This is a genomic window from Rathayibacter agropyri (assembly GCF_013249015.1).
Classification (GTDB): domain Bacteria; phylum Actinomycetota; class Actinomycetes; order Actinomycetales; family Microbacteriaceae; genus Rathayibacter; species Rathayibacter agropyri.
On the sequence record NZ_JABRPL010000006.1, the window covers coordinates 1 to 19,876 of the forward strand.

Consider the following 19,876-nt stretch of genomic DNA (forward strand, 5'->3'; position numbering starts at 1 on the left):
GTTGAGTTCTCAAGAATCGGACACACCCCGCCTCCACACCACAAAGGCACTTCACAACGAGAGTGATCGAAAAATATTATTGTCAAACAAATTCATCGAAGACCAAAGCCTGTCGATTTGTCGACTTTGCCGAGACCGGTTAGGCTTGTCAGAACCGAAGTCCTGACCGCCTCCGTGGCAACTCGACTAACCTAGCACACCCGCAGGCCGTGTCAAATCCGGCTTCTTCGTGGTGTTCGCGGTCGGATCGAGATCGTCCCGCTGCACCGCAGCGCTGCTGTCACGCATCGCTTCGAGGCCGGGACCGTGTCCCGCGGAGGCTTTACATCTTACGCTCGCTACCCCGCGGTCTTCAAGAGACGAATCTCGGAAAAACCAGGGGCGAGGAGATGGTCCCCGCTTGAGGTGGGCCAGCTGGTCTCGACGCTCTGCGCCGGACTCTCGCTTGCCGCTCCTTTGGGGTGACGAAGAGTTACATTACGTCGGCGCGCGACCGCCCGGCAAATCCCTTCCGCCCCGGGCGTGTCGTGATCATCGAGTCCGCCGGCCGCTCGCTGACCGACCCGGCTCAGCGCACGAAGGCCCCGGCGAAACTCTTCTTGCCGCGTCGCAGGACGGCGATGCCGTCGATCAGCGGAAGCTCGCCAAGGACCGCAGCGTCTCCGGGAACCGGGACGTTGTTCACCGAAAGCCCGCCCTGAGCGAGTGCCCGCCGCGCCTCCCCCATGCTCGCGACGAGGCCGGTCTCGAGGAACGCCTGCAGCACAGGGGTTTCGGCGGTCGCCTCCGTCGAGGGGACAGCGTCCAGCGCGCCGCGGAGGATCGTGGGATCGATCCCCACCAGGGAGCCCCGCCCGAAGAGCGCGGTCGACGCGTCGATCACTGCCCGCGTCACCTCCTCGCCATGCACCAAAGAGGTGACCTCCCACGCCAGGGCTCGCTGGGCCTCGCGGCGGAACGGCTCGTCCGTGCTGGCCCGCTCGAGCCGGTCGATCTCGGCGCGCGGCAGGAAGGTGAAGGTCTTGAGCCGATCAACGGCATCTCGGTCGTCGGTGTTAACCCAGAACTGGTAGAACGCGTACGGGCTAGTCAGTTCGGGGTCGAGCCACACGGCGTTCCCCTCGCTCTTGCCAAACTTGGTGCCGTCCGAGTTCATCACCAGGGGCGTGCCTATCGCGTGGACTGACACTCCCTCCGTGCGGTGGATCAGATCGGTCCCGCTCGTGAGATTGCCCCACTGATCGCTGCCACCGGTTTGCAGTACGCAGCCGTACTGGCGGTAGAGCTCCAGGTAGTCCAGGCCCTGCAGGATCTGGTAGCTGAACTCGGTGTAGCTGATGCCCGCGTCGGAATTCAGACGCGCGCTGACTGCATCTTTCTTGAGCATCGTGCCGACCCGGAAGTGCTTGCCGATCTCGCGGAGGAAGTCGATCGCCGAGAGCGGAGCGGTCCAGTCCAGATTGTTGACGAGTCGCATTCCATTGTCGCCATCCACCGGGAGGAACCGGGACACCTGAGTCTGCAGGCGCTCCACCCACTCGACGACGGTCTCACGGGAGTTGAGCGACCGCTCCGCTGTCGGCCGCGGATCCCCGATTAGTCCGGTCGATCCTCCCACTAGGCCGAGCGGGCGGTGGCCGGCGAGCTGGAGTCGCCGCATCACGATGAGCTGCACGAGATTGCCGAGGTGCAGGCTCGGCGCGGTCGGGTCGAAGCCGCAGTAGTAGGTGATCGGGTCGCCCGAGAGGAGGTCCCGGAGTGCCTCGCGATCGGTCGAGACATGGACAGATCCGCGCCAGATGAGTTCCTCCCACACGGAGTCGAACGAGCTGTCGAGCTGGGGGCTCGTCGCGGATCCCCGGACGTCCTGGTCGGTCACTCCTCCAGGCTAGCGCGCGAGTGAGCGAGTCGACTCGACAGCATCAAGTTTGTGGACTTGATGTGCGGGAATCAAGTGTGCATACTTGATCGGGGAGGCACAAGTGTTCGTCATTACCGCGGATCAGCGCGACAGCCGTCACGACGACGACCGGGTGGAACACGCCATTGCGAACCTTCTCGAGAGCGCAGGCACCACCTTCGTCTTGCCGCCCGAACGTACCGCGGGGGACGAATTCCAGTTCGTACTGGACCGGGCAGACGCGGTGGTTTCGCTCGTGCTCGCCCTACACCGGGCCGAGCACTGGAGCATCGGTCTGGGTATCGGAGCGGTGGAGCATCCGCTTCCCGCGACGACCCGTGCTGCTCGGGGTGAGGCCTACTTCGCCGCACGGAGGGCGGTCGAGTCGGCGAAGACACGCCCCACCCGGTTCTCGCTCGATCCCGACGCACCCGGCGACGCCGCGCCGACCACGGCGGACGTGCAGGCGCTGATCGATCCGCTGCTGCTGCTCCGCGACTCGCGCACTGCCGCCGGCTGGCAGATCGTCGACCTGCTCGAGAGCGGGATCTCGCAGAAGGAGGCGGCTACACGCCTCGCCGTCACTCCGCAAGCCGTCAGTCTGCGGGTGCGCGCGGCCGGCGCCCGGGTCGATGGACCCGCCCGCGATGCGATCGCACGCCTGCTGACGGTGGTCGACCGTACTCTCGATCCCACCGACGAGAGGAACCCCTGATGACGGATGCCCCCGGCTCCCCCGCACTGCTCCTCGCCTCCCCCGCACTGCTCCTCGACTCCGCTGTGCAGACCGCCTCGTGGACCGGCGTGGTGCTGGTGCTACTGGCAGGTCTCGTCGGCGCCCTGCTCGCGATGCGCCTGCGTCGCCCACAGCTCGCCTGGATCGCGATCGGTGCGGGAGTGGCGGCGTTCCTGCTCACAGCGATCGCCGGCGCCGCGGCTCCCCCGGTCCACGCGGTGCTCGTCACGGTGCTCGCGTTTGCGCTCGCCGTCCTCGGCGGCGGGCCGGTCGTGCTGCTCACACTCGACCTCGCGACCGCCGACTCCCGCAGTGGCAGCCACGGCGGCATCATGGTCGCCGCCTCGCAGCGGACGACCGGAGGCCTCCCCACCGCCATCGGGCAACCGATCGAGGTACTGCGCGGAGGCACGACCATCGGCATTCTGGAGCGAATCGCGACCGCGGGTGCCCTCCTGAGTGGGGTGCCCGAAGGCGTAGCGGTCGTGGTGGCGATCAAGGGCGTCGGCCGGTTCAGCGAACTCGCGTCGGCGGAGGCGCGCGAACGATTCATCATCGGCACGCTCGCGAGCCTCGCGTGGTCGGCGGCGCTGGGGATCCTCGCCCGGCTCTTCCTCACGGGCTGAGCTCAGCCCGTGGCCGACGGCGCTGAACGGCCGGGCGGTAGGGAGACACCGTCGGATCGCCCGCACTGCTGAAACGCCAGGGGAACTCGACACCGCCGCCGGCGCCCGAGACTCCGGTCCGAGGGCCGGACACGACCGCGACCGGCTCGTCGGCCGGCCGCAGCTCGAAGGCCGCCGAGAGCGGGGCGCCGGACTCGGACAGCAGCACGCCGAGAGCCTTCGCCAGGCGCGCAGGGCCCCGCGCCAGATCCCGCGGACGCACCGCTCCCCTCCGCTGCAGCGCCAGCTCGCGCCCGACGACGACCTCGCCTGCCCGCAGCAGGACAGCGGAGGCCGTCCCCACCGGTGAGCAGACGATGTTGACGCAGGTGTGCATCCCGTAGGTGAAGTACGCGTAGATCGACCCGGGCGGGCCGAACATCGGCGCGGTCCGTGGGGTAGGGCCGCGGTGCGCGTGTGAGCCCGGGTCCTCGCCGGTGCCAAGGTAGGCCTCCACCTCGGTCAGGCGAACGCCGACCACGCCCTCCTCGGTCCGGTGCAGGAGGACGCAGCCCAGCAGTTCCGGGGCGACCTCGAGGGCCGATCGGGACAGGTCCACGACCGTCACGTCTAGAAGAAGCTCTGGCCCGAAACCAGGGTGATCACGATCACCGCGACGATCACCACGGTCGCGACGATCACCAACGTGCGCTGTTGCCAGGGCGGCAGCGGTGGACGCCCGTCATCCCCGGGCGCCCCGCCGAGAGTCACGAGCGATCCCCGCGGAGGGAGCCGCGCACCACACGCACACGCGCGGTCAGCTGCGCGAGCTGCTCCGCAACCCGGGCGGGAGCAGTGCCGCCCACTCCGTCGCGACTCGCGACGGAGCCCTCGATGCTGAGCACCGAGCGGACATCGGGAGTCAGCAGCGGGGACACCGAGGCGAGCGCGTCGTCGTCGAGGCCGTCGAGGCCACAACCGCGCGACTCCGCCAGCTTGACCAGTTCGCCAGTGATCTCGTGGGCGTCGCGGAACGGCACGTGCTTCGTGACGAGCCACTCGGCGACGTCAGTCGCGAGCGAGAAGCCCTGCGGCGCCAGCTCGGCCATCCGCTCCGTGTGGAACGTGAGGGTGGCGATCATTCCACTGAAAGCGGGAAGCAGCACCTCGAGAGTGGTCACCGAGTCGAAGACCGGCTCCTTGTCCTCCTGGAGGTCGCGGTTGTACGCGAGAGGGAGGGCCTTGAGAGTCGCCAGCAGCCCGGTGAGGTTGCCGAGAAGCCGACCCGACTTGCCGCGGGCCAGCTCGGCGATGTCGGGGTTCTTCTTCTGCGGCATGATCGAGGATCCGGTCGAGTAGCCGTCATCGAGGGTGACGAACGCGAACTCGCGCGTATTCCAGAGGATGATCTCCTCCGCGATCCGCGAGACGTCGATCCCGATCATCGCCGCGACGAAGGCAAACTCGGCGACCAGGTCCCGGCTCGCCGTTCCGTCGATCGAGTTCGGGACGCTCGCCGCGAAGCCGAGGTCGCGCGCGACCGCCTCGGCGTCGAGACCGAGCGTCGAGCCGGCGAGCGCCCCGGAACCGTAGGGCGACACGTCCGCGCGAACCGCCCAGTCGCGGAGGCGCTCGAGGTCGCGCAACAACGCCCACGCGTGCGCGAGCAGGTGGTGGGCGAGCAAGACGGGCTGCGCATGCTGGAGGTGAGTGCGTCCGGGCATGATCGCGGACGGGTGGGCGGACGCCTGCGCTGCGAGCGCATCGATGAGCTGCACGACGAGTTCGGCGACGATCGCGGCATGGTCGCGGAGGTACATCCGCACGAAGGTCGCGATCTGGTCGTTGCGTGAGCGCCCGGCACGGAGCTTGCCGCCCAGCTCGGGGCCGGCCTCGAGCATCAGACCTCGCTCGAGGGCACCGTGGACGTCCTCGTCGGACTCGTCCGCGGTGAAGCTCTCGTCGGCGACCGCGGCGCTGAGCCGGTCGAGCGCGTCGAGCATTCCCGTCAGCTCTGACTCGTCGAGGTACCCGGCCGCGGCGAGCGCACGAGCGTGCGCTCGGGAGCCGGCCAGGTCGTAGGGCGCGAGCTGCCAATCGAAGTGGGTCGACTTCGAGAGCGCTGCGAGTTCTGGCGAGGGGCCGCCGGCGAAGCGTCCGCCCCACAGGGCTCCGGCCTCGCCCGCGCGGGCGGAGGGTCGTTCCGTCATGGTTCTCCTCGGTGTCGGCTGTCGAGTCTAGCGAGCGGTTCCGGCGCGCTCGAGGAGCCAGACCAGCAGCGCCTTTTGCGCGTGGAGGCGGTTCTCGGCCTCGTCCCAGATCACGCTCTGCGGACCGTCGATCACCTCGGCGGTCACCTCGTAGCCGCGGTCGGCGGGGAGGCAGTGCAGGAACAGGGCGTTGGGCGCCGCGGCGGCCATCGTTGTGGCATCGACGCGGTAGGCGCCGAAGGTCGCGACGCGTGCGGCCTTCTCGCCCTCCTTGCCCATCGAGACCCAGGTGTCCGTGATCACGATGTCCGAGCCGGCCGCGCCCTCGGCCGGGTCGGTCGTGGTCAGGGCGGATCCGCCGGTCGTCGCGGCGATCCGCTGCGCGTCGGCCAGCACGGCAGGATCCGGGGCGTACGACTCCGGGGAGACGATGCGCACGTGCATCCCCGCCGTTGTGCCCGCCAGGAGATAGGAATGTGCCATGTTGCTGGCTCCGTCACCGAAGAAGGTCAGCGTCAGGCCGGCGAGATGCCCACGGTGCTCACGGATCGTCAGCAGGTCGGCGAGCAGCTGGCAGGGGTGGAACTCGTCGGAGAGCGCGTTCACGACCGGGACGCGGGTGCCGCGCGCCATCTCCTCCAGACCCGACTGTGCGTAGGTGCGCCAGACAATCGCCGCGACCTGGCGCTCCAGCACCCGGGCGGTGTCCGACGCAGTCTCCTTCCCGCCGAGCTGGCTGCTCGCGGTCGAAATGATCAGCGGGCTCCCGCCCAGGTCGGCGATGCCGACGGCGAACGACACGCGGGTGCGAGTGGAGGACTTGTCGAAGATGACGGCGACGGTCTGTGGCCCGGCGAGCGGCTTGCGCGCACAGCGGTCACGCTTGAGTTCGAGCGCGAGATCGAGGATCTCGGCCTGCTCGGCGGGGGTGATGTCGTCGTCGCGGAGGAAGTGGCGCGTCACGGTGCTGGTCGCTTTCGGTGAGAGGTGCGGGGTGAGAGATGCGGGGGTCAAAGGCTCTGGAGGGCGCGGCCGAGCCGGGCGGCGAACTCCGCGACCTCGGCGGCAGTGACGATCAGCGGCGGCGCGAGGCGAATGCTCGACTCGTTGGCCGCGTTCACGATCAGCCCGGCTTGGAGGGCGGCAGCGGCGAGCTCGGCGGCGACGGGCTGCGTGAGCGCGAGGCCCAGGAGCAGGCCCGTGCCGCGCACGCCTGCGATCAGTGGGGAATCGAGCGCCGTCACGGCCGCGACAATCTGGGCGCCGCGCTCGCGGGCGTTGCCCAGGAGGTCGGCGCGCTCGATCTCGGCGAGGACGGCTCCGGCGACCGCGGTCGCCAACGGATTGCCGCCGAAGGTACTGCCGTGGTGGCCCTTCTGCAGCAGAGCGGACGCCTCGCCAAAGGTCACCAGCGCGCCGACGGGGAACCCGCCGCCGAGGCCCTTGGCGAGCGTGACCGCGTCCGGCAGGATGCCCGCCTCCTGGTACGCGAACCAGCGGCCGGTCCGGCCGATGCCGGTCTGGATCTCGTCGATGATCAGCAGCGCGCCGTGCCCGCGGGTGAGTTCCCGAGCCCGCTCGAGGAAACCGGCGGGCAGCGGGAGGACGCCCGCCTCCCCCTGGATCGGCTCGACGATCACTGCCGCAATCGACTCGTCAAGGGCAGCCTCGAGCGCCTCAATGCTCGCCTCGATGTGTTCGACTCCGCCGGGCATCGGCTCGAAGGGCGCGCGCATCGCAGCTTTGCCGGTCAGCGCGAGCGAGCCCATCGTTCGTCCGTGGAACGCGTTCTGCAGCGCGAGTATGCGGTGCCGTCCACCGGTCGAATTCAGCCGAGCCAGCTTGAACGCGGCTTCGTTCGCCTCGGTTCCGGAGTTCGCGAAGTAGACGCGCCCGGCGTCTCCCGCGCCGGTCAGTCGGCGCAGGGTCTCGGCGAGCTCGATTTGTGGGGCGGTGGCGAAGTAGTTCGAGACGTGCGCAAGCGTGCCCGCCTGACGGGCCACGGCGTCCACGAAGACCGGATGCGCGTGTCCGAGCGAATTGACGGCGATCCCGCCGAGAAAGTCGAGGTACTCGCGGCCATCGACGTCCCACACCCGGCAGCCCTTGCCGCGCTCGAGCACGGCGAGCGGCGGAGCAAAGGTCTGCATCAGTGCGGCGGAGTAGCGCTCACGGGCCGAAGCGGTGCGGGAAGCGGTCGGGGCACTGGGCATGGTCATGGCGGCCTTTCGATCGAAGCGGTCCGGCCGCGAGGGCCGTCGGTGCGCGCACCCGGAACGGGGCGGACGCTCGGAGCCGGGGCCGCTGAGGATCAGCGGCCCGACATTCGCTCCCGGTCGCGAGGATCGGCTGACGCCACGACCTCGGTTCCGATCCCCTCCGAGGTGAAGACTTCGAGCAGGATCGAGTGCGCACTGCGGCCGTCGATGATTGCAGCCTTCGGCACCCCCCCGCGCACGGCATCGAGGCAGGCGGTCATCTTCGGGATCATCCCCGACTCCAGCGACGGCAGCAGGGCCGCGAGTTCGTCCGAGCGGATGTGCGGGATGAGCGACTCGCGGTCGGGCCAGTCGGAGTAGAGGCCGGGCACGTCGGTGAGGATGACCAGCTTCTCGGCGCCAAGGGCCACGGCGAGGGCGGCGGCTGCCGCATCCGCGTTCACGTTGAGAGACTGCGTCGGGTCATCGGAGTCGGGCGCGATCGACGAGACGACGGGGATGCGCCCGGCCTCAAGCTGAGCGAGGACCGCGGCGGGGTCGACGGCGATGACGTCGCCAACCAGGCCGAGGTCATACTCCTCACCGTCGATCACGACGCCACGACGGCGCCCGACGAAAAGCCCCGCGTCCTCACCGGAGATGCCGGCAGCCAGCGGCCCGTGCTCGTTGATCCGGCGCACGATGTCGCGGCTGATGCTGCCGGTCAGCACCATGCGCACGACCTCCATCGCCTCCGGACTCGTCACCCGGTAGCCGCCGCGGAACTCGCTCTCGATGCCGAGTCGGTCGAGCATCCGTGAGATCTGCGGTCCGCCGCCGTGCACGACCACCGGGCGGATGCCGGCGTAGCGCAGATAGACGATGTCCTGCGCGAAGGCGCGCTGCAACTCCTCCGAGACCATCGCATTGCCGCCGAACTTGATCACCATCGTCCGGCCGTGGAAGCGCTGCAGCCACGGCAGCGCCTCGATCAACGTCGCGGCCTTGCCCGGCGCAGCGTCGCGCAGGGCGTGGTTCTCCGCCTGTGCCGGGGTCTCGTCGGTCATCGTCGGCTCAGCTCGAGTAGGCGGAGTTTTCGTGCACGTAGTCGTGCGTGAGGTCGTTGGTCCAGATCGTCGCGGTCGCCGCTCCCGCGTGCAGGTCGATGTCGACCGTGACGCCGCGTGGGGTGAGGTTGACGAGGTCGCGGCTGTCGTGCGGCTCGCCCGCCCGGCAGACCTGGACACCATTCAGTGCGACGTCGATGCCGTAGGGATCGAACTGCGCATCAGTCGTGCCGACGGCGGCGAGCACCCGACCCCAGTTGGGGTCCTTGCCGAAAATCGCGGCCTTGAAGAGGTTGCTCCGCGAGACCGCGCGGGCGACGACGACGGCCTCGTCCTCGGTCGCGGCGTTGAGCACGCGGATCGCGATGTCGTGGGCAGCGCCCTCGGCGTCGGCCTGCAACTGCAGGGTGAGGTCGCGGCAAACCTCGGTGAGCGCGGCCGTGAACTCGGCGACGGCCGGCGCCGCTCCGCTCGCTCCGCTCGCGAGCAGTGCGACGGTGTCGTTGGTCGACATGCAGCCGTCTGAGTCGAGCCGGTCGAAGGTCACGCGAGTCGCCGCGCGAAGCGCGCGGTCAAGGTCGGCGGACTCCAGGACGGCGTCGGTGGTGAGCACCACGAGCATGGTCGCCAGTCCGGGCGCGAGCATCCCGGCACCCTTGGCCATGCCGCCGATGCACCAGCCCTGTTCCGAGCGCACCGTCGCCTGCTTGGGGACGGTGTCGGTCGTCATGATCGCGCGGGCCGCAGCCTCTCCTGCCTCGTCGCCCACGGCGAGTTCGGCGGACGCGCCGGTCACTCCTACGGTGAGCGCCGCGAGGTCGAGTTGGTCGCCGATCAGGCCGGTGGAGCAGACGAGCACGTCGCCCGCCGAGACGTCGAGCCGCTCACCGACGAGCTCGGCGGTGCGGTGGGTGACCTGGAAGCCCTGGGCGCCGGTGTAGCAGTTGGCGCCTCCGGAGTTGAGCACGATCGCCGAGACGACGCCGTCGACGATGACCTGCTCGCTCCAGAGCACGGGATTCGCCTTGCAGCGGTTGCTCGTGAAGACCGCGGCAGCGTTCTGCAGCGGACCGAGGTTGTGCACGAGGGCGACGTCGCGCCCTCCCGACGACTTCAGGCCCGCGACGACGCCCGCCGCCCGAAATCCTGCGGCAGCAGTGACGCTCACGGCGCGACTCCGTTCACGCTGAGACCGAGGGACTCGGGGAGCCCCAGGGCGATGTTGGCGGACTGGATAGCCGCGCCGGCGGTGCCCTTGACCAGGTTGTCGATCGCGGTGACCACGACCACACGGCGAGCGCGCTCATCGACGGCGAGTCCGATGAGCGCCGTGTTGGCACCGACCACATCCGCGGTTCGCGGGAAGGAGCCGTCGGGGAGCAGCTGGACGAAGAGTTCGTCACCGTACGCGGTCTCCCAGGCGGCGCGGACGTCCTGGGTCGAGACGCCGGGAGTGAGCCGAGCGGTCGAGGTCGCGAGGATGCCGCGTGACATTGGCACCAGCACAGGCGTGAACGAGATCGACACAGGACCGGCACCGGCCAGGAGGAGATTCTGCCGGATTTCGGGGTTGTGGCGGTGCGCGCCAGCCAGACCGTAGGCGTGCGCCGAGCCGAGCAACTCGCTCGCCAGCAAATCGGTGCGCAGACTCTTGCCTGCCCCGGACGGGCCGACGGCCAGCACCGAGACGAGGTCGACGGGCTCGACCACGCCGGCATGCAGGCCAGGGGCGAGGCCGAGGGTGATCGCGGTGACGTTGCAGCCGGGAACGGCGATCCGCCGCACTCCCGCGAGCTGCGCACGCTGCCTACGTCCGCCGCCTCCGATCAGCAGCTCCGGCAGACCGTAGGGCCAGGCACCCGCGAAGTCGCCCCCGTAGTAGTCGGCCCAGTCCTGCGGGTCGGTCAGCCGGTGGTCGGCCCCACAGTCCACGACCAGCACGTCCTGGGGAAGGGTCGCCGTGATCTCGCCCGACTTCCCGTGGGGAAGAGCGAGGAACACCACGTCGTGGCCGGCGAGGTTGTCGGTCGTGGTGTCGACGAGGACACGTTCGCGCAGCGACCGGAGATGCGGATGCACGGCCACCAGGGGCTGACCCGCGTTGGCGTGCGCCGTTACCGTACGCACCTCGAACTCGGGGTGACTCGCGAGGAGGCGCAGGAGTTCGCCGCCTGCGTAGCCGCTCGCACCGGCTACCGCCACGGAGAAAGTCATGCCCGAAAGCCTAGCCGGTACGGGTCCGAGCCTTGCCCGGTGACGCCGGACCGCCGCCGTCACTCCCGCAGACGAGCACCCCAGCGCTCCGCTGCGACCCGCACGCCGCCCTCCTTCGCGGCCGTCGCCTCGGCCGCCGTGAGCGTCCGGTCCGGAGCACGGAAGCGCAGAGCGAACGTGAGCGACTTGGTACCCGCTGCGAGGCCGGTACCGCGGTAGTCATCAACGAGTCGGATCGCCTCCAGCAGCTCCCCCGCGCCGTCGGCAACGGCGGCGCGCACGTCGCCGGCAGCCGTCGCGACGGGGACGACGAGCGAGAGATCCTGCGTCGCGGCCGGCAGTGCCCCGACGGGGCGGGCCACCACGACCCTCCCGGCCTGAGAGAGCAGAGGATCGAGATCAAGCTCAACGACGGCGACGCGGCGCGGCAGGTCGAGTTCCTCGGCGAGCGCAGGCAGCAGCTCACCGGCGTGACCGATGACGGCGCCGTCGAGAACGACCTCGGCGGTGCGCCCCGGGTGCAGCGCGGCATGCGCGCCCTGGCGCAGGATCAGTTCGGCGCCGCTCGCGGCGGCGACCTCGCGGACGACGTCCAGTGCATCGCGCCAGTCAACCTCGCGGCCCGCGACGCCTGGTTGGCGCGGGACGGCGGCACCAGTGAGCAACGCGCCCAGGTGCAGCGGCTGGAGCGGAATCCCCGCGTTGAGCACGGCCTCGACCTCGGCGGAGGGACGCGCACCACCGATGGGGAGCGCGCCGGAGCCGAACGGGCGACCCCGCTCGGGCAGGAAGACCGAACCGAGCTCGTAGACCGCGAGGTCAACCAACCCGCGCGAGCGGTTGCGCGCCGCCACCTGCACCAGACCGGGCAGGAGCGAGGTCCGCAGCTGGGCGGCAGTCGCGTCGAGTGGATTGGCGAGGGTGATCTGCTCCTGCGGCTCGCCCGAGACGGAACCGAGCCGGTCGTTCATCGAGCGCGAGTGGAACGGGTACGACAGCACCTCCGTCAGCCCGGACGCGGCGAGCGCCTGGGCGACGGTCCGGCGCAGGCGCTGGCCAGCGGTGAGCCCACGTCCGGGTGGGGCGACGGGGAGAATGGCGGGGATCCGGTCGTAGCCGGTGATGCGAGCGACCTCCTCCGCGAGCGCCGCTCGGTCCGTCAGGTTGGGACGCCAGCTCGGCGGTGTGACCAGCAGGCCCCTTCCCCCGACCTCGACGGAGGCGCCGACCTCGAGAAGAGCCCCGCGGATGTCCTCCGGCGTGTACGCGACTCCGATCAACCCGGCGATGTAGCCGTCGGGCAGCTCGATCGGCTCGACAACGCGAGAATCGGTAAGCACCGACCCCAACTCGTCCGCCGTGCCGCCGGCTAGCTCGACGAGCAGCTGCACCGCGCGAGCGGCGGCGACGGGCGCGACCAGAGGATCGACGCCGCGCTCGAAGCGCCGCGAGGCCTCGCTGGGCAGCTTGTGCCGTCGGGCCGTGCGCGCGACCGACACCGGGTCGAAGTTCGCGGCCTCGATGAGCACGTCGGAGGTGCCGCCCGAGATCTCAGTGCGCGCCCCTCCCATCACGCCGGCCAGACCGATCGCTCCGCCGTCATCCGTGATGACGAGGTCCTCCGCGTGCAGACGACGGGTCTGCCCGTCAAGAGTCTCGAGCGTCTCGCCTGCGATAGCTCGGCGCACAACGATGCCGCCCTGCAGCGTCGCCAGGTCGTACGCGTGCAGGGGCTGCCCGAGCTCGAACATGACGTAATTCGTGATGTCGACAACGAGCGAGATCGAGCGGACGCCCGCGAGCCGGAGCCGCGCGAGCATCCACGGCGGAGTCGGACGCGACGTGTCGATTCCGCGGACGACGCGCGTCACGAAGACCGAGGCGCCACTCCTACCGCGAATCGGGGCCTCGTCGGCGACCCGCACGGGGAAGACGGGAGCCGACTCCGCTCGCTCGTGTGCGGGCAGGGCCTGCGCCGGGTCGCGGAAGACCGCACCGGTGGCGTGAGCGTACTCGCGGGCGATACCGCGAATGGAGAAGGCGTAGCCACGGTCGGGGGTCACATTGACCTCGACCGCCGCGTCGTCCAGTCCGAGGAGCGCGATCGCGTCGGTCCCAGGCTCCGGGTCGACGCCGAGGGTCGCCAAGCGGAGGATGCCGTCGTGATCCTCGCCGAGGCCAAGCTCGCGGCTAGACGCGATCATCCCGTCGGACACGTGGCCGTAGGTCTTCCGCGCCGAGATCGGGAACGGCCCGGGGAGCACCGCGCCGGGGAGTGAGACCACGACCTTGTCGCCGACACCGAAGTTGTGTGCGCCGCAGACGATCCCGCGGACGTCCGCGCCGCCGTCGGCCGCGCGCTCGCCCTCCGGAGCCACCCGTACGTGGCACCAATTGATCGTCTTGCCGTTCTTCTGCGGCTCGGGTGCGAGGTCGAGGACCTCACCGACGACAACGGGGCCGGTCACCTCGAAGCGGTGCACGTCCTCCTCCTCGAGCCCGACCGACACCAGGGCCGCATGCACCGACTCCGTCGTGACGTCCCGAGCAAGATCGACGTACTCGCCCAGCCAACTCAGCGGGATGCGCATCAGATCACCATTCCGTACTGCTCGCTGAAGCGGACGTCGCCCTCGACCATGTCGCGCATGTCCTTCACGTCATTGCGGAACATCAGGGTCCGCTCGATTCCCATCCCGAAGGCGAAGCCGGAGTACTCGTCCGGGTCGATGCCCGCTGAGCGCAGAACCCTGGGATTGACCATGCCGCAGCCGCCCCATTCGATCCAGCGCGCACCACCGACGAAGGTGGGATGCCAGATGTCGAGTTCGGCGCTCGGCTCGGTGAAGGGGAAGTAGTTGGGCCGCAGGCGGATTCGCGCGTCGTCGCCGAAGAGAATGCGGGCGACGTGCTCGAGGGTTCCGCGCAAGTGCGCCATCGTCAGCCCGCGGTCCACAGCCAGGCCCTCGAACTGCGTGAAGACGGGCGTGTGTGTGGCGTCGAGCTCGTCCGTGCGGTAGACCCGGCCCGGAGCAATGACATAGAGCGGCAGCGGGCGCTCCAGCATCGAGCGGATCTGCACGGGCGAGGTGTGCGTGCGCAGCACCAGGTGGGAGTCGACCGGATCGACGAAGAAGGTGTCCTGCATCGCGCGCGCCGGGTGGTCCTCATCAAAGTTGAGGGCGTCGAAGTTGAACCACTCGTTCTCGAGCTCCGGCCCTTCCGCGATCTCCCACCCCATCCCGACGAACACGTCGGCGATCGACTCCTGGAGCAGCGAGAGCGGATGGCGGGAGCCGCGCCGCACGAAGCTCGCGCCAGCTGTGACATCCACACGCTCGGCCTCGAGCGCGGCAGCCTCCTCGGCCTCGACCAGTTCGGCCTCGCGGGCGGCGTACGCGTCACTCACCTGCTTGCGGGCGCCTCCGACGAGCTTGCCTGAGGCGGCCTTGTGCTCGGGCGGGACGGAGCGCATCTGCGCGTTCAGCCTTGCCAGAGCGGAGCCCTCGCCGAGGTGGGCGGCTCGGGCGGCCTTCAGAGCGGCGGAGTCGCCTGCCGCGCCGATGGCGGCCAGGGCGTCGGCGACCGCTGCGGAGACGGCCTCGTCGGTGATCGGGTTGCTGTCGGACACGATCCCCCAGTGTAGGCGAGGCCCTCCGCCCGCCGACGCGCCGCGGATGCCTCCCCGTCCGCTCTCTCGCTCCGCCGCCGGGACTGACGAATCGCGGCTGGTCTCCTAGCGTGCTTCACGAGCACGTGCGGCAGCGAAATGACGCGACATCTCCTCAGCGAGGGCGGCGTTCTGATAGGCGCCATCTGAGCGGAGATGCGCGATCACGCTGTCGATAACCTCCGACGGCTTGTTCTGACTGTATTTCGTCCGCGCGTCGGACCGGGTCACCCTGAGGCGGAATCCCACGGTGCCCACGGCAGCGCGTCGAGCGAGGTCCAGATCGATGTCGATACTCCGCGGGTCGGGGACGTGCTGCTCAAAAGTGTCCACGAGCAGACCGAGAGTTCGAAGGTTCTCGTCCTCGCTGAGGAGTTCCGGGGTGCCCCAGAGATGGGCCGTGGCGTGGTTCCAGGTCGGGACGAACGCGCCCGGTGCATACCAACTCGGCGAGATGTATCCGTGTGGCCCTTGAATGATCACGAGGAGCTCCCGGTCGCCGAGTTCCAGGGCCACCTCGTCCGGCCGGCCGACATGGCTCAGGAGGACGATCTCATCCTCATTGCGCTCATCGAGCAGCACGGGGTAGTGGCTCGCCACGAGTCCGGCAGCGGTGTGGGACACGATCGTCGCCCAAGGATGGCGGCGAATCAGACGCCGGATCTCCTCGTCAGAGTCGAGGACGAAGTGAGGTGTGTTCCGCATGAATCACATTTCTACTGGATCCGGCTGGCAACGTGAACGTTGCTGGTTGGTTCCGCAAGCAGAGTGCCGGGCGGCAGGTATTCTCCGAACCCGACGAAGCCCGGCCGTCGAGCGAGAGCGCCAAGACCATCGATGGGGATCTCTTCAATCCTGCACAGCGATCAGTTGCGTGTCGGTCGTCGCACGGGCTGCAGGATGTCCGCCGAGCGCCCGCCCGCCGCGGCCGCCGCGCTGCGTACGAATCTCGATCCATTTCGCGAGTCCGGACAGCAGCAGGCAGATACTGATGTAGATGGCTCCGATCACGATGGCCGCCGGGATGATCGGACTATCCAGGCTCGGTTGGTTGCCCAGGTACTTCGCGTAGTAGAGCAGCTCGTTGTAGGTGATGATCGAGCCGAGCGCCGTGTCCTTGAGGGCGACGACGAGCTGGGCGATGATCACCGGCAGCATCGAGCGGATGGCCTGTGGGAAGAGGATGAGCCGCATGACCCCGGCCTTGCGCAGGCCGATCGCGTAGCCTGCCTCCTTTTGCCCTCGTGGGAGGGCTTCGATGCCGGCGCGGAAGATCTCGGAAAAGACCGAGCCGTTGTAGAGCGTGAGGGCGATGACAACGGCAAGGTAGGGGCTGAGCTTGAGCCCCGCGAACGGCAGGCCGTAATACATCAGCATCATCAGAATGAGGACGGGGATCGCGCGGAACAGTTCGATGAAGAGCGTCACCGGGACGTTCACCCAGCGGTGGTCCGAGAGGCGGCCGATTGCCAGCACGAGGCCGAGGACAATGCTGGCGACTCCGGCCGTGGCGAATGCGGCGAGAGTCTGTCCGAGCGCGGCCCCGATGCTCCGCCAGACCAGCGGATAGCCGAAGGCGCGCCACTTCGAGGCGCTGAACTGCCCGGATTCGGCGAAGCGCCAGATGATGAACGCGATCAGCGCGGCGACCAGCAGGACGACGACAACGCCGATGATGCGGTTGCGGGCAATGGCGCGCGGGCCCGGGTTGTCGAAGAGGACGGAACTCATCGGGCGACCCTCCACTTCTTCTCGAGCTGACGTTGGACGAGCGAGAGCAGGGTGACCAGGATCACGAAGATTACGGCGACCCAGAGGACCACGATGAGGCTGTTCTCGCCGCGCTCGTTCAGGACGCGGACGATAGTGCCCGCCTCGGCAACCGAGAAGCCCGCGGCGACGGTCGTGTTCTTCAGCAGGGCGATCAGAATGCTCATCAGCGGCGGGATCACCGAGCGGAAAGCCTGCGGCAGGACGACCTGGGTCATCGTGAGACCGAAGTCGAGGCCGATCGCGCGGGCCGCCTCGGCTTGACCGATAGGCACCGTATTAATGCCGGAGCGGAGGACCTCCGCGACGTAGGTCGCGGTGTACAGGCTGAGTGCACAGATCGCGAGGTTCGTGTAGTCGACATCGGGCAGGTCAAGCTTCGGATAGCCGAACGCGAAGAAGAACATCAAGAGCGTGAGCGGCGTGTTCCGGACAGTGTTCACGTACACCGTCCCGAGCGCTCGCGCGATCGGGATGGGCGAGACGCGCATCGCGCCCACGATCGTCCCGAGGATCAGGGCGAAGACGAGGGAGACGGCGAACAGCACCAGCGTGTTCCCGAACGCCGGGACGAACACGTCGAGATTGTCCAGCAGCACAGTCATGCGGCGGGCCCTTCTCTGGGGATGGGGCGGGGAGGGGAAGTTTCAGGGAGTGCGGGGACCCCCGGACGGCGCGGACGCCGCCCGGGGCGCCTCCTAGTAGTCGTTGACCGCCGGCTGAGTGACGGTCGTACCCGACTGCCCGAGCGTCTTGTCGTAGATGGCGCTCCAGGTGTCGCCACCGTCGGTCAGCATCCCGTTGATGAAGTGGCGCAGCGCATCGTCGCCCTTCGCCAGGCCGATCCCATAGAGCTCGGTGCTGAAGGGCTCACCGACGACCTTGAGCTTGTCGGGATTCTGGGCGGCATAGCCGATCAGAATCGCGCCGTCGGTCGTGACGGCGTCGACCTGCCCGTCGGCCAGCGCGTCGACGCACTGCGAGTAGGTGTCAAACTCCTCTGTCTTCACCTCGGGGTAGTTGGTGCGGATGTTCTGAATCGGGGTCGAGCCGGTCGCCGAACACACGGTGGTGTCAGCCGAGAGGTCGTTGGGGCCGGTGATGGTGCTGTTATCCGCCGCGACGAGCAGCTGCTGACCGGTCTCGAAATAGGGACCAGCGAAGCCGACCTGCTCCTTGCGCTTGTCGGTGATCGAGTAGGTGCCGACGTAGTAGTCGATGTCGCCGTTGACGATCGATGCCTCACGGTTCGCCGACGGAATCGAGGTATACGTGATCTTGTCCGCGGAGAAGCCGAGCGACGCTGCGACCCACTTCGCGATCTCGATGTCAAAGCCGGTGCGCTCACCGGTCGCCGCATCGAGATAGCCGAGCCCGGGCTGGTCCTCCTTGACCCCGATGGTGATGGAGCCGGCGGCCTTCATTGCCTCGAATGTCGGGCTGCCCTCGACCGTGACGTTGGAGGCGACCTCGTAGGCGGCGGCGCTCCCCTCGGAGCCGCCACCGGCCGAACCGGAGTCGCCGGCACAGCCGGTGAGAGCAAGGGTCGCTGCCGCGAATCCCGCGGTCATGAACATGAGCTTGGTGCGCATGATCGTCCTTCCTAGAGTGTGGCCCGCTGGAGCGGGCGATGGTCGGGCGGCCTCCGGAATTCCGGGTCAGACCTATTGGATACTGCTGGTCGAGGGGCGGAGCTAGTGAGTGATGAGCTTCGAGAGGAAGTCCTTCGCTCGATCCGTGCGCGGTGCGGTAAAGAAAGACTCCGGGTCCGTGTCCTCAAGGATCTGGCCGTCGGCCATGAACACGACGCGGTCCGCGGCCTTGCGGGCAAAGCCCATCTCGTGGGTGACGACGATCATCGTCATTCCCTCCTTGGCGAGCCCAACCATCACGTCGAGGACCTCGTTAATCATCTCGGGATCGAGCGCCGAGGTCGGCTCGTCGAAGAGCATCACCTTGGGCTTCATCGCCAGGGCGCGCGCGATGGCGACGCGCTGTTGCTGCCCGCCAGAGAGCTGGGCGGGAGTCTTGGAGGCCTGGTGGCCGACTCCGACACGGTCGAGCAGCGCCTGCGCCTGGGCCTGCGCCTCTTTGCGAGCGAGGCCTCGCACCTTGATCGGCCCGAGCGTCACGTTCTCGAGGATCGTCTTGTGCGCGAACAGATTGAACGACTGGAACACCATGCCGACGTCGGCCCGGAGGGCTGCGAGACCCTTACCCTCCTCCGGGAGCCGCTGCCCATCGATCGAGATCGTGCCGCCTGAGATCGTCTCGAGACGATTAACGGTGCGGCAAAGCGTCGATTTGCCTGATCCGGAGGGGCCGAGCACGACGACCACCTCACCTCGGTGAACCGTCAGGTTGATGTCCTTCAGCGCCTGGAAATCGCCGTAGTGCTTCTGCACTCCGTCGAGCACGACGAGGGGTTCTCCTGCGGGAGCGACGGAGCGCTCGTCCTGGGGTGCGGTGACCATGCGGTCAGGCAATCACACGAGGATGGTCGGGTCAAATCATGAGCGGATTCTTAATCGAAGGGTAACAACCAGACCATTACCCCAGCCTGGGGCCGCCCGCCCTACGATTCCACTCAGGAACGAAGGGCGAAGGCGCTTTCGTAGAGACAGACTGAGGCGGCAGTGGCCAGATTCAGCGACTCAGCGGCTCCGTAGATCGGCACCGCGACGACGCCATCGACGAGGTCGAGCGACTCGTCCTCGAGACCGCGCGCCTCGTTGCCGAAGACCCAGACGGTGGGCTTGGTGAGATCCCCCCGTGCGCGCACCGCCAGCAGATCCTCACCCTTCACATCCGCGGCGACCGAGCGCAGGCCCACCGAACGCAGGCGCTGCAGAACATCGGAGAGGTCGGCTCCCACCGCGACGGGAAGGTGGAAGAGTGAACCGGTCGTCGAGCGGACCACCTTCGGGTTGTAGAGGTCGACGGAGCGGCCAGACAGCACGACCGCGTCGGCGCCGGCGGCGTCGGCCGCGCGGATGATCGTGCCGAGATTGCCGGGGTCGCGGACCTCCTCGAGCACCACGACCAGCCGGGGCTCGGAGGCGGCGACATCTTTCAGCGAGGTGGGGAACTGGCGGCAGACCGAGACGAAGCCCTGAGGTGTGACCGTATCGGCCATCGTGTCGAGCACATCCTCGGTCACGTACTCGATTTCGACCTCCGCCTCCTCGGCCGCCGCCACGATCTCGGGGTAGCGCTCGAGCGCGGTCGGAGTCGCGAACGATTCGACCAGCAGCTCCGGCCGGTACTGCAGCGCCTCGGCCACGGCCTGCGGGCCCTCGAGGAGGAACAGTCCCGTCTCCTGCCTGGCCGGCCTGCGGGTGAGCTTCGCCACAGAGCGGACGCGGGGGGAACGGGGGTTGTCGAGCATGCGGCGAGCCTAGCGGCGCGGTCCACACGGCTCCGGCAGACACGTCGCGGGCCACCGATGCCGCGCGGAAACGACGAAAGGGGGCCGCGACCCTTCGGTCGGGCCCCCCTCCGGGAAG

Annotated in this window: 19 protein-coding genes; 2 read left to right on the top strand and 17 right to left on the bottom strand. The window is 68.7% G+C overall.

Translation table 11 applies throughout. The features are described from left to right. Nucleotides 1-568 precede the first annotated feature (568 nt). Nucleotides 569-1,879 (bottom strand): tyrosine--tRNA ligase, encoded by a 1,311-nt coding sequence (tyrS, locus tag HRF29_RS12725; protein ID WP_173249221.1) that lies wholly within the window; start codon nucleotides 1,877-1,879, stop codon nucleotides 569-571. Between the two features lie 103 nt (nucleotides 1,880-1,982). On the opposite strand from tyrS, the gene HRF29_RS12730 reads away from it, so the two are divergent. Then, nucleotides 1,983-2,615: a DNA-binding protein gene (locus tag HRF29_RS12730; RefSeq protein ID WP_187698447.1), complete on the top strand. Its 633-nt coding sequence runs from the start codon at nucleotides 1,983-1,985 to the stop codon at nucleotides 2,613-2,615. Next, nucleotides 2,615-3,262, top strand: a complete 648-nt coding sequence (locus tag HRF29_RS12735; protein WP_246227034.1) for a hypothetical protein — start codon at nucleotides 2,615-2,617, stop codon at nucleotides 3,260-3,262. Before HRF29_RS12730 ends, HRF29_RS12735 begins: the two co-directional genes overlap by 1 nt. Here HRF29_RS12735 and HRF29_RS12740 read toward each other — a convergent pair. The 16 genes from HRF29_RS12740 to HRF29_RS12815 form a co-directional block, all read right to left on the bottom strand. Further along, nucleotides 3,252-3,860, bottom strand: coding sequence for a DNA-3-methyladenine glycosylase (locus HRF29_RS12740; protein ID WP_343043743.1), 609 nt, complete (start codon nucleotides 3,858-3,860; stop codon nucleotides 3,252-3,254). The genes HRF29_RS12735 and HRF29_RS12740 overlap by 11 nt on opposite strands. 11 nt (nucleotides 3,861-3,871) lie before the next feature. After that, on the bottom strand, nucleotides 3,872-4,012 hold the full coding sequence (locus tag HRF29_RS12745) for a hypothetical protein (protein ID WP_173249223.1): 141 nt from the start codon (nucleotides 4,010-4,012) through the stop codon (nucleotides 3,872-3,874). Further along, nucleotides 4,009-5,451 (bottom strand): argininosuccinate lyase, encoded by a 1,443-nt coding sequence (gene argH, locus HRF29_RS12750; RefSeq protein WP_173249224.1) that lies wholly within the window; start codon nucleotides 5,449-5,451, stop codon nucleotides 4,009-4,011. Before argH ends, HRF29_RS12745 begins: the two co-directional genes overlap by 4 nt. Before the next feature lie 27 nt (nucleotides 5,452-5,478). Continuing rightward, the gene (argF, locus tag HRF29_RS12755) at nucleotides 5,479-6,414 is read right to left on the bottom strand and encodes an ornithine carbamoyltransferase (RefSeq protein WP_173249344.1); all 936 of its coding nucleotides are present in this window, start codon (nucleotides 6,412-6,414) and stop codon (nucleotides 5,479-5,481) included. A gap of 47 nt (nucleotides 6,415-6,461) precedes the next feature. Beyond that, nucleotides 6,462-7,664: an acetylornithine transaminase gene (locus tag HRF29_RS12760; protein WP_173249345.1), complete on the bottom strand. Its 1,203-nt coding sequence runs from the start codon at nucleotides 7,662-7,664 to the stop codon at nucleotides 6,462-6,464. Nucleotides 7,665-7,762: 98 nt separating this feature from the next. Then, nucleotides 7,763-8,716 (bottom strand): acetylglutamate kinase, encoded by a 954-nt coding sequence (argB, locus tag HRF29_RS12765; protein ID WP_173249225.1) that lies wholly within the window; start codon nucleotides 8,714-8,716, stop codon nucleotides 7,763-7,765. A 7-nt stretch (nucleotides 8,717-8,723) separates the two neighbouring features. Next, complete coding sequence (gene argJ / locus HRF29_RS12770) at nucleotides 8,724-9,884, bottom strand: bifunctional glutamate N-acetyltransferase/amino-acid acetyltransferase ArgJ (protein ID WP_173249226.1); 1,161 nt, start codon at nucleotides 9,882-9,884, stop codon at nucleotides 8,724-8,726. Then, nucleotides 9,881-10,930 (bottom strand): N-acetyl-gamma-glutamyl-phosphate reductase, encoded by a 1,050-nt coding sequence (gene argC, locus HRF29_RS12775; RefSeq protein WP_173249227.1) that lies wholly within the window; start codon nucleotides 10,928-10,930, stop codon nucleotides 9,881-9,883. Before argC ends, argJ begins: the two co-directional genes overlap by 4 nt. Nucleotides 10,931-10,989: 59 nt before the next feature. Next, nucleotides 10,990-13,521, bottom strand: a complete 2,532-nt coding sequence (gene pheT / locus HRF29_RS12780) for a phenylalanine--tRNA ligase subunit beta (RefSeq protein ID WP_173249228.1) — start codon at nucleotides 13,519-13,521, stop codon at nucleotides 10,990-10,992. Then, nucleotides 13,521-14,561, bottom strand: coding sequence for a phenylalanine--tRNA ligase subunit alpha (gene pheS, locus HRF29_RS12785; RefSeq protein ID WP_173249229.1), 1,041 nt, complete (start codon nucleotides 14,559-14,561; stop codon nucleotides 13,521-13,523). The genes pheT and pheS overlap by 1 nt, the downstream gene beginning before the upstream one ends. A 105-nt stretch (nucleotides 14,562-14,666) precedes the next feature. Next, entirely contained in the window at nucleotides 14,667-15,305 is a 639-nt protein-coding gene (locus HRF29_RS12790) for an FMN-binding negative transcriptional regulator (RefSeq protein ID WP_173249230.1), read from the bottom strand. 144 nt (nucleotides 15,306-15,449) lie between these two features. Further along, nucleotides 15,450-16,331, bottom strand: a complete 882-nt coding sequence (locus tag HRF29_RS12795) for an amino acid ABC transporter permease (protein ID WP_173249231.1) — start codon at nucleotides 16,329-16,331, stop codon at nucleotides 15,450-15,452. Further along, a complete protein-coding gene (locus HRF29_RS12800; RefSeq protein WP_173249232.1) occupies nucleotides 16,328-16,975 on the bottom strand; it encodes an amino acid ABC transporter permease in 648 nt (215 codons plus the stop codon). Before HRF29_RS12800 ends, HRF29_RS12795 begins: the two co-directional genes overlap by 4 nt. A 93-nt stretch (nucleotides 16,976-17,068) precedes the next feature. Next, entirely contained in the window at nucleotides 17,069-17,962 is an 894-nt protein-coding gene (locus HRF29_RS12805) for a glutamate ABC transporter substrate-binding protein (RefSeq protein ID WP_173249233.1), read from the bottom strand. Nucleotides 17,963-18,064: 102 nt separating this feature from the next. After that, nucleotides 18,065-18,844 carry an amino acid ABC transporter ATP-binding protein gene (locus tag HRF29_RS12810; RefSeq protein WP_173249234.1) on the bottom strand — a complete coding sequence of 260 codons (780 nt, stop codon included), beginning with the start codon at nucleotides 18,842-18,844 and terminating at the stop codon, nucleotides 18,065-18,067. A gap of 113 nt (nucleotides 18,845-18,957) precedes the next feature. Then, entirely contained in the window at nucleotides 18,958-19,758 is an 801-nt protein-coding gene (locus HRF29_RS12815) for a TrmH family RNA methyltransferase (RefSeq protein WP_173249235.1), read from the bottom strand. Nucleotides 19,759-19,876: the final 118 nt, after the last annotated feature.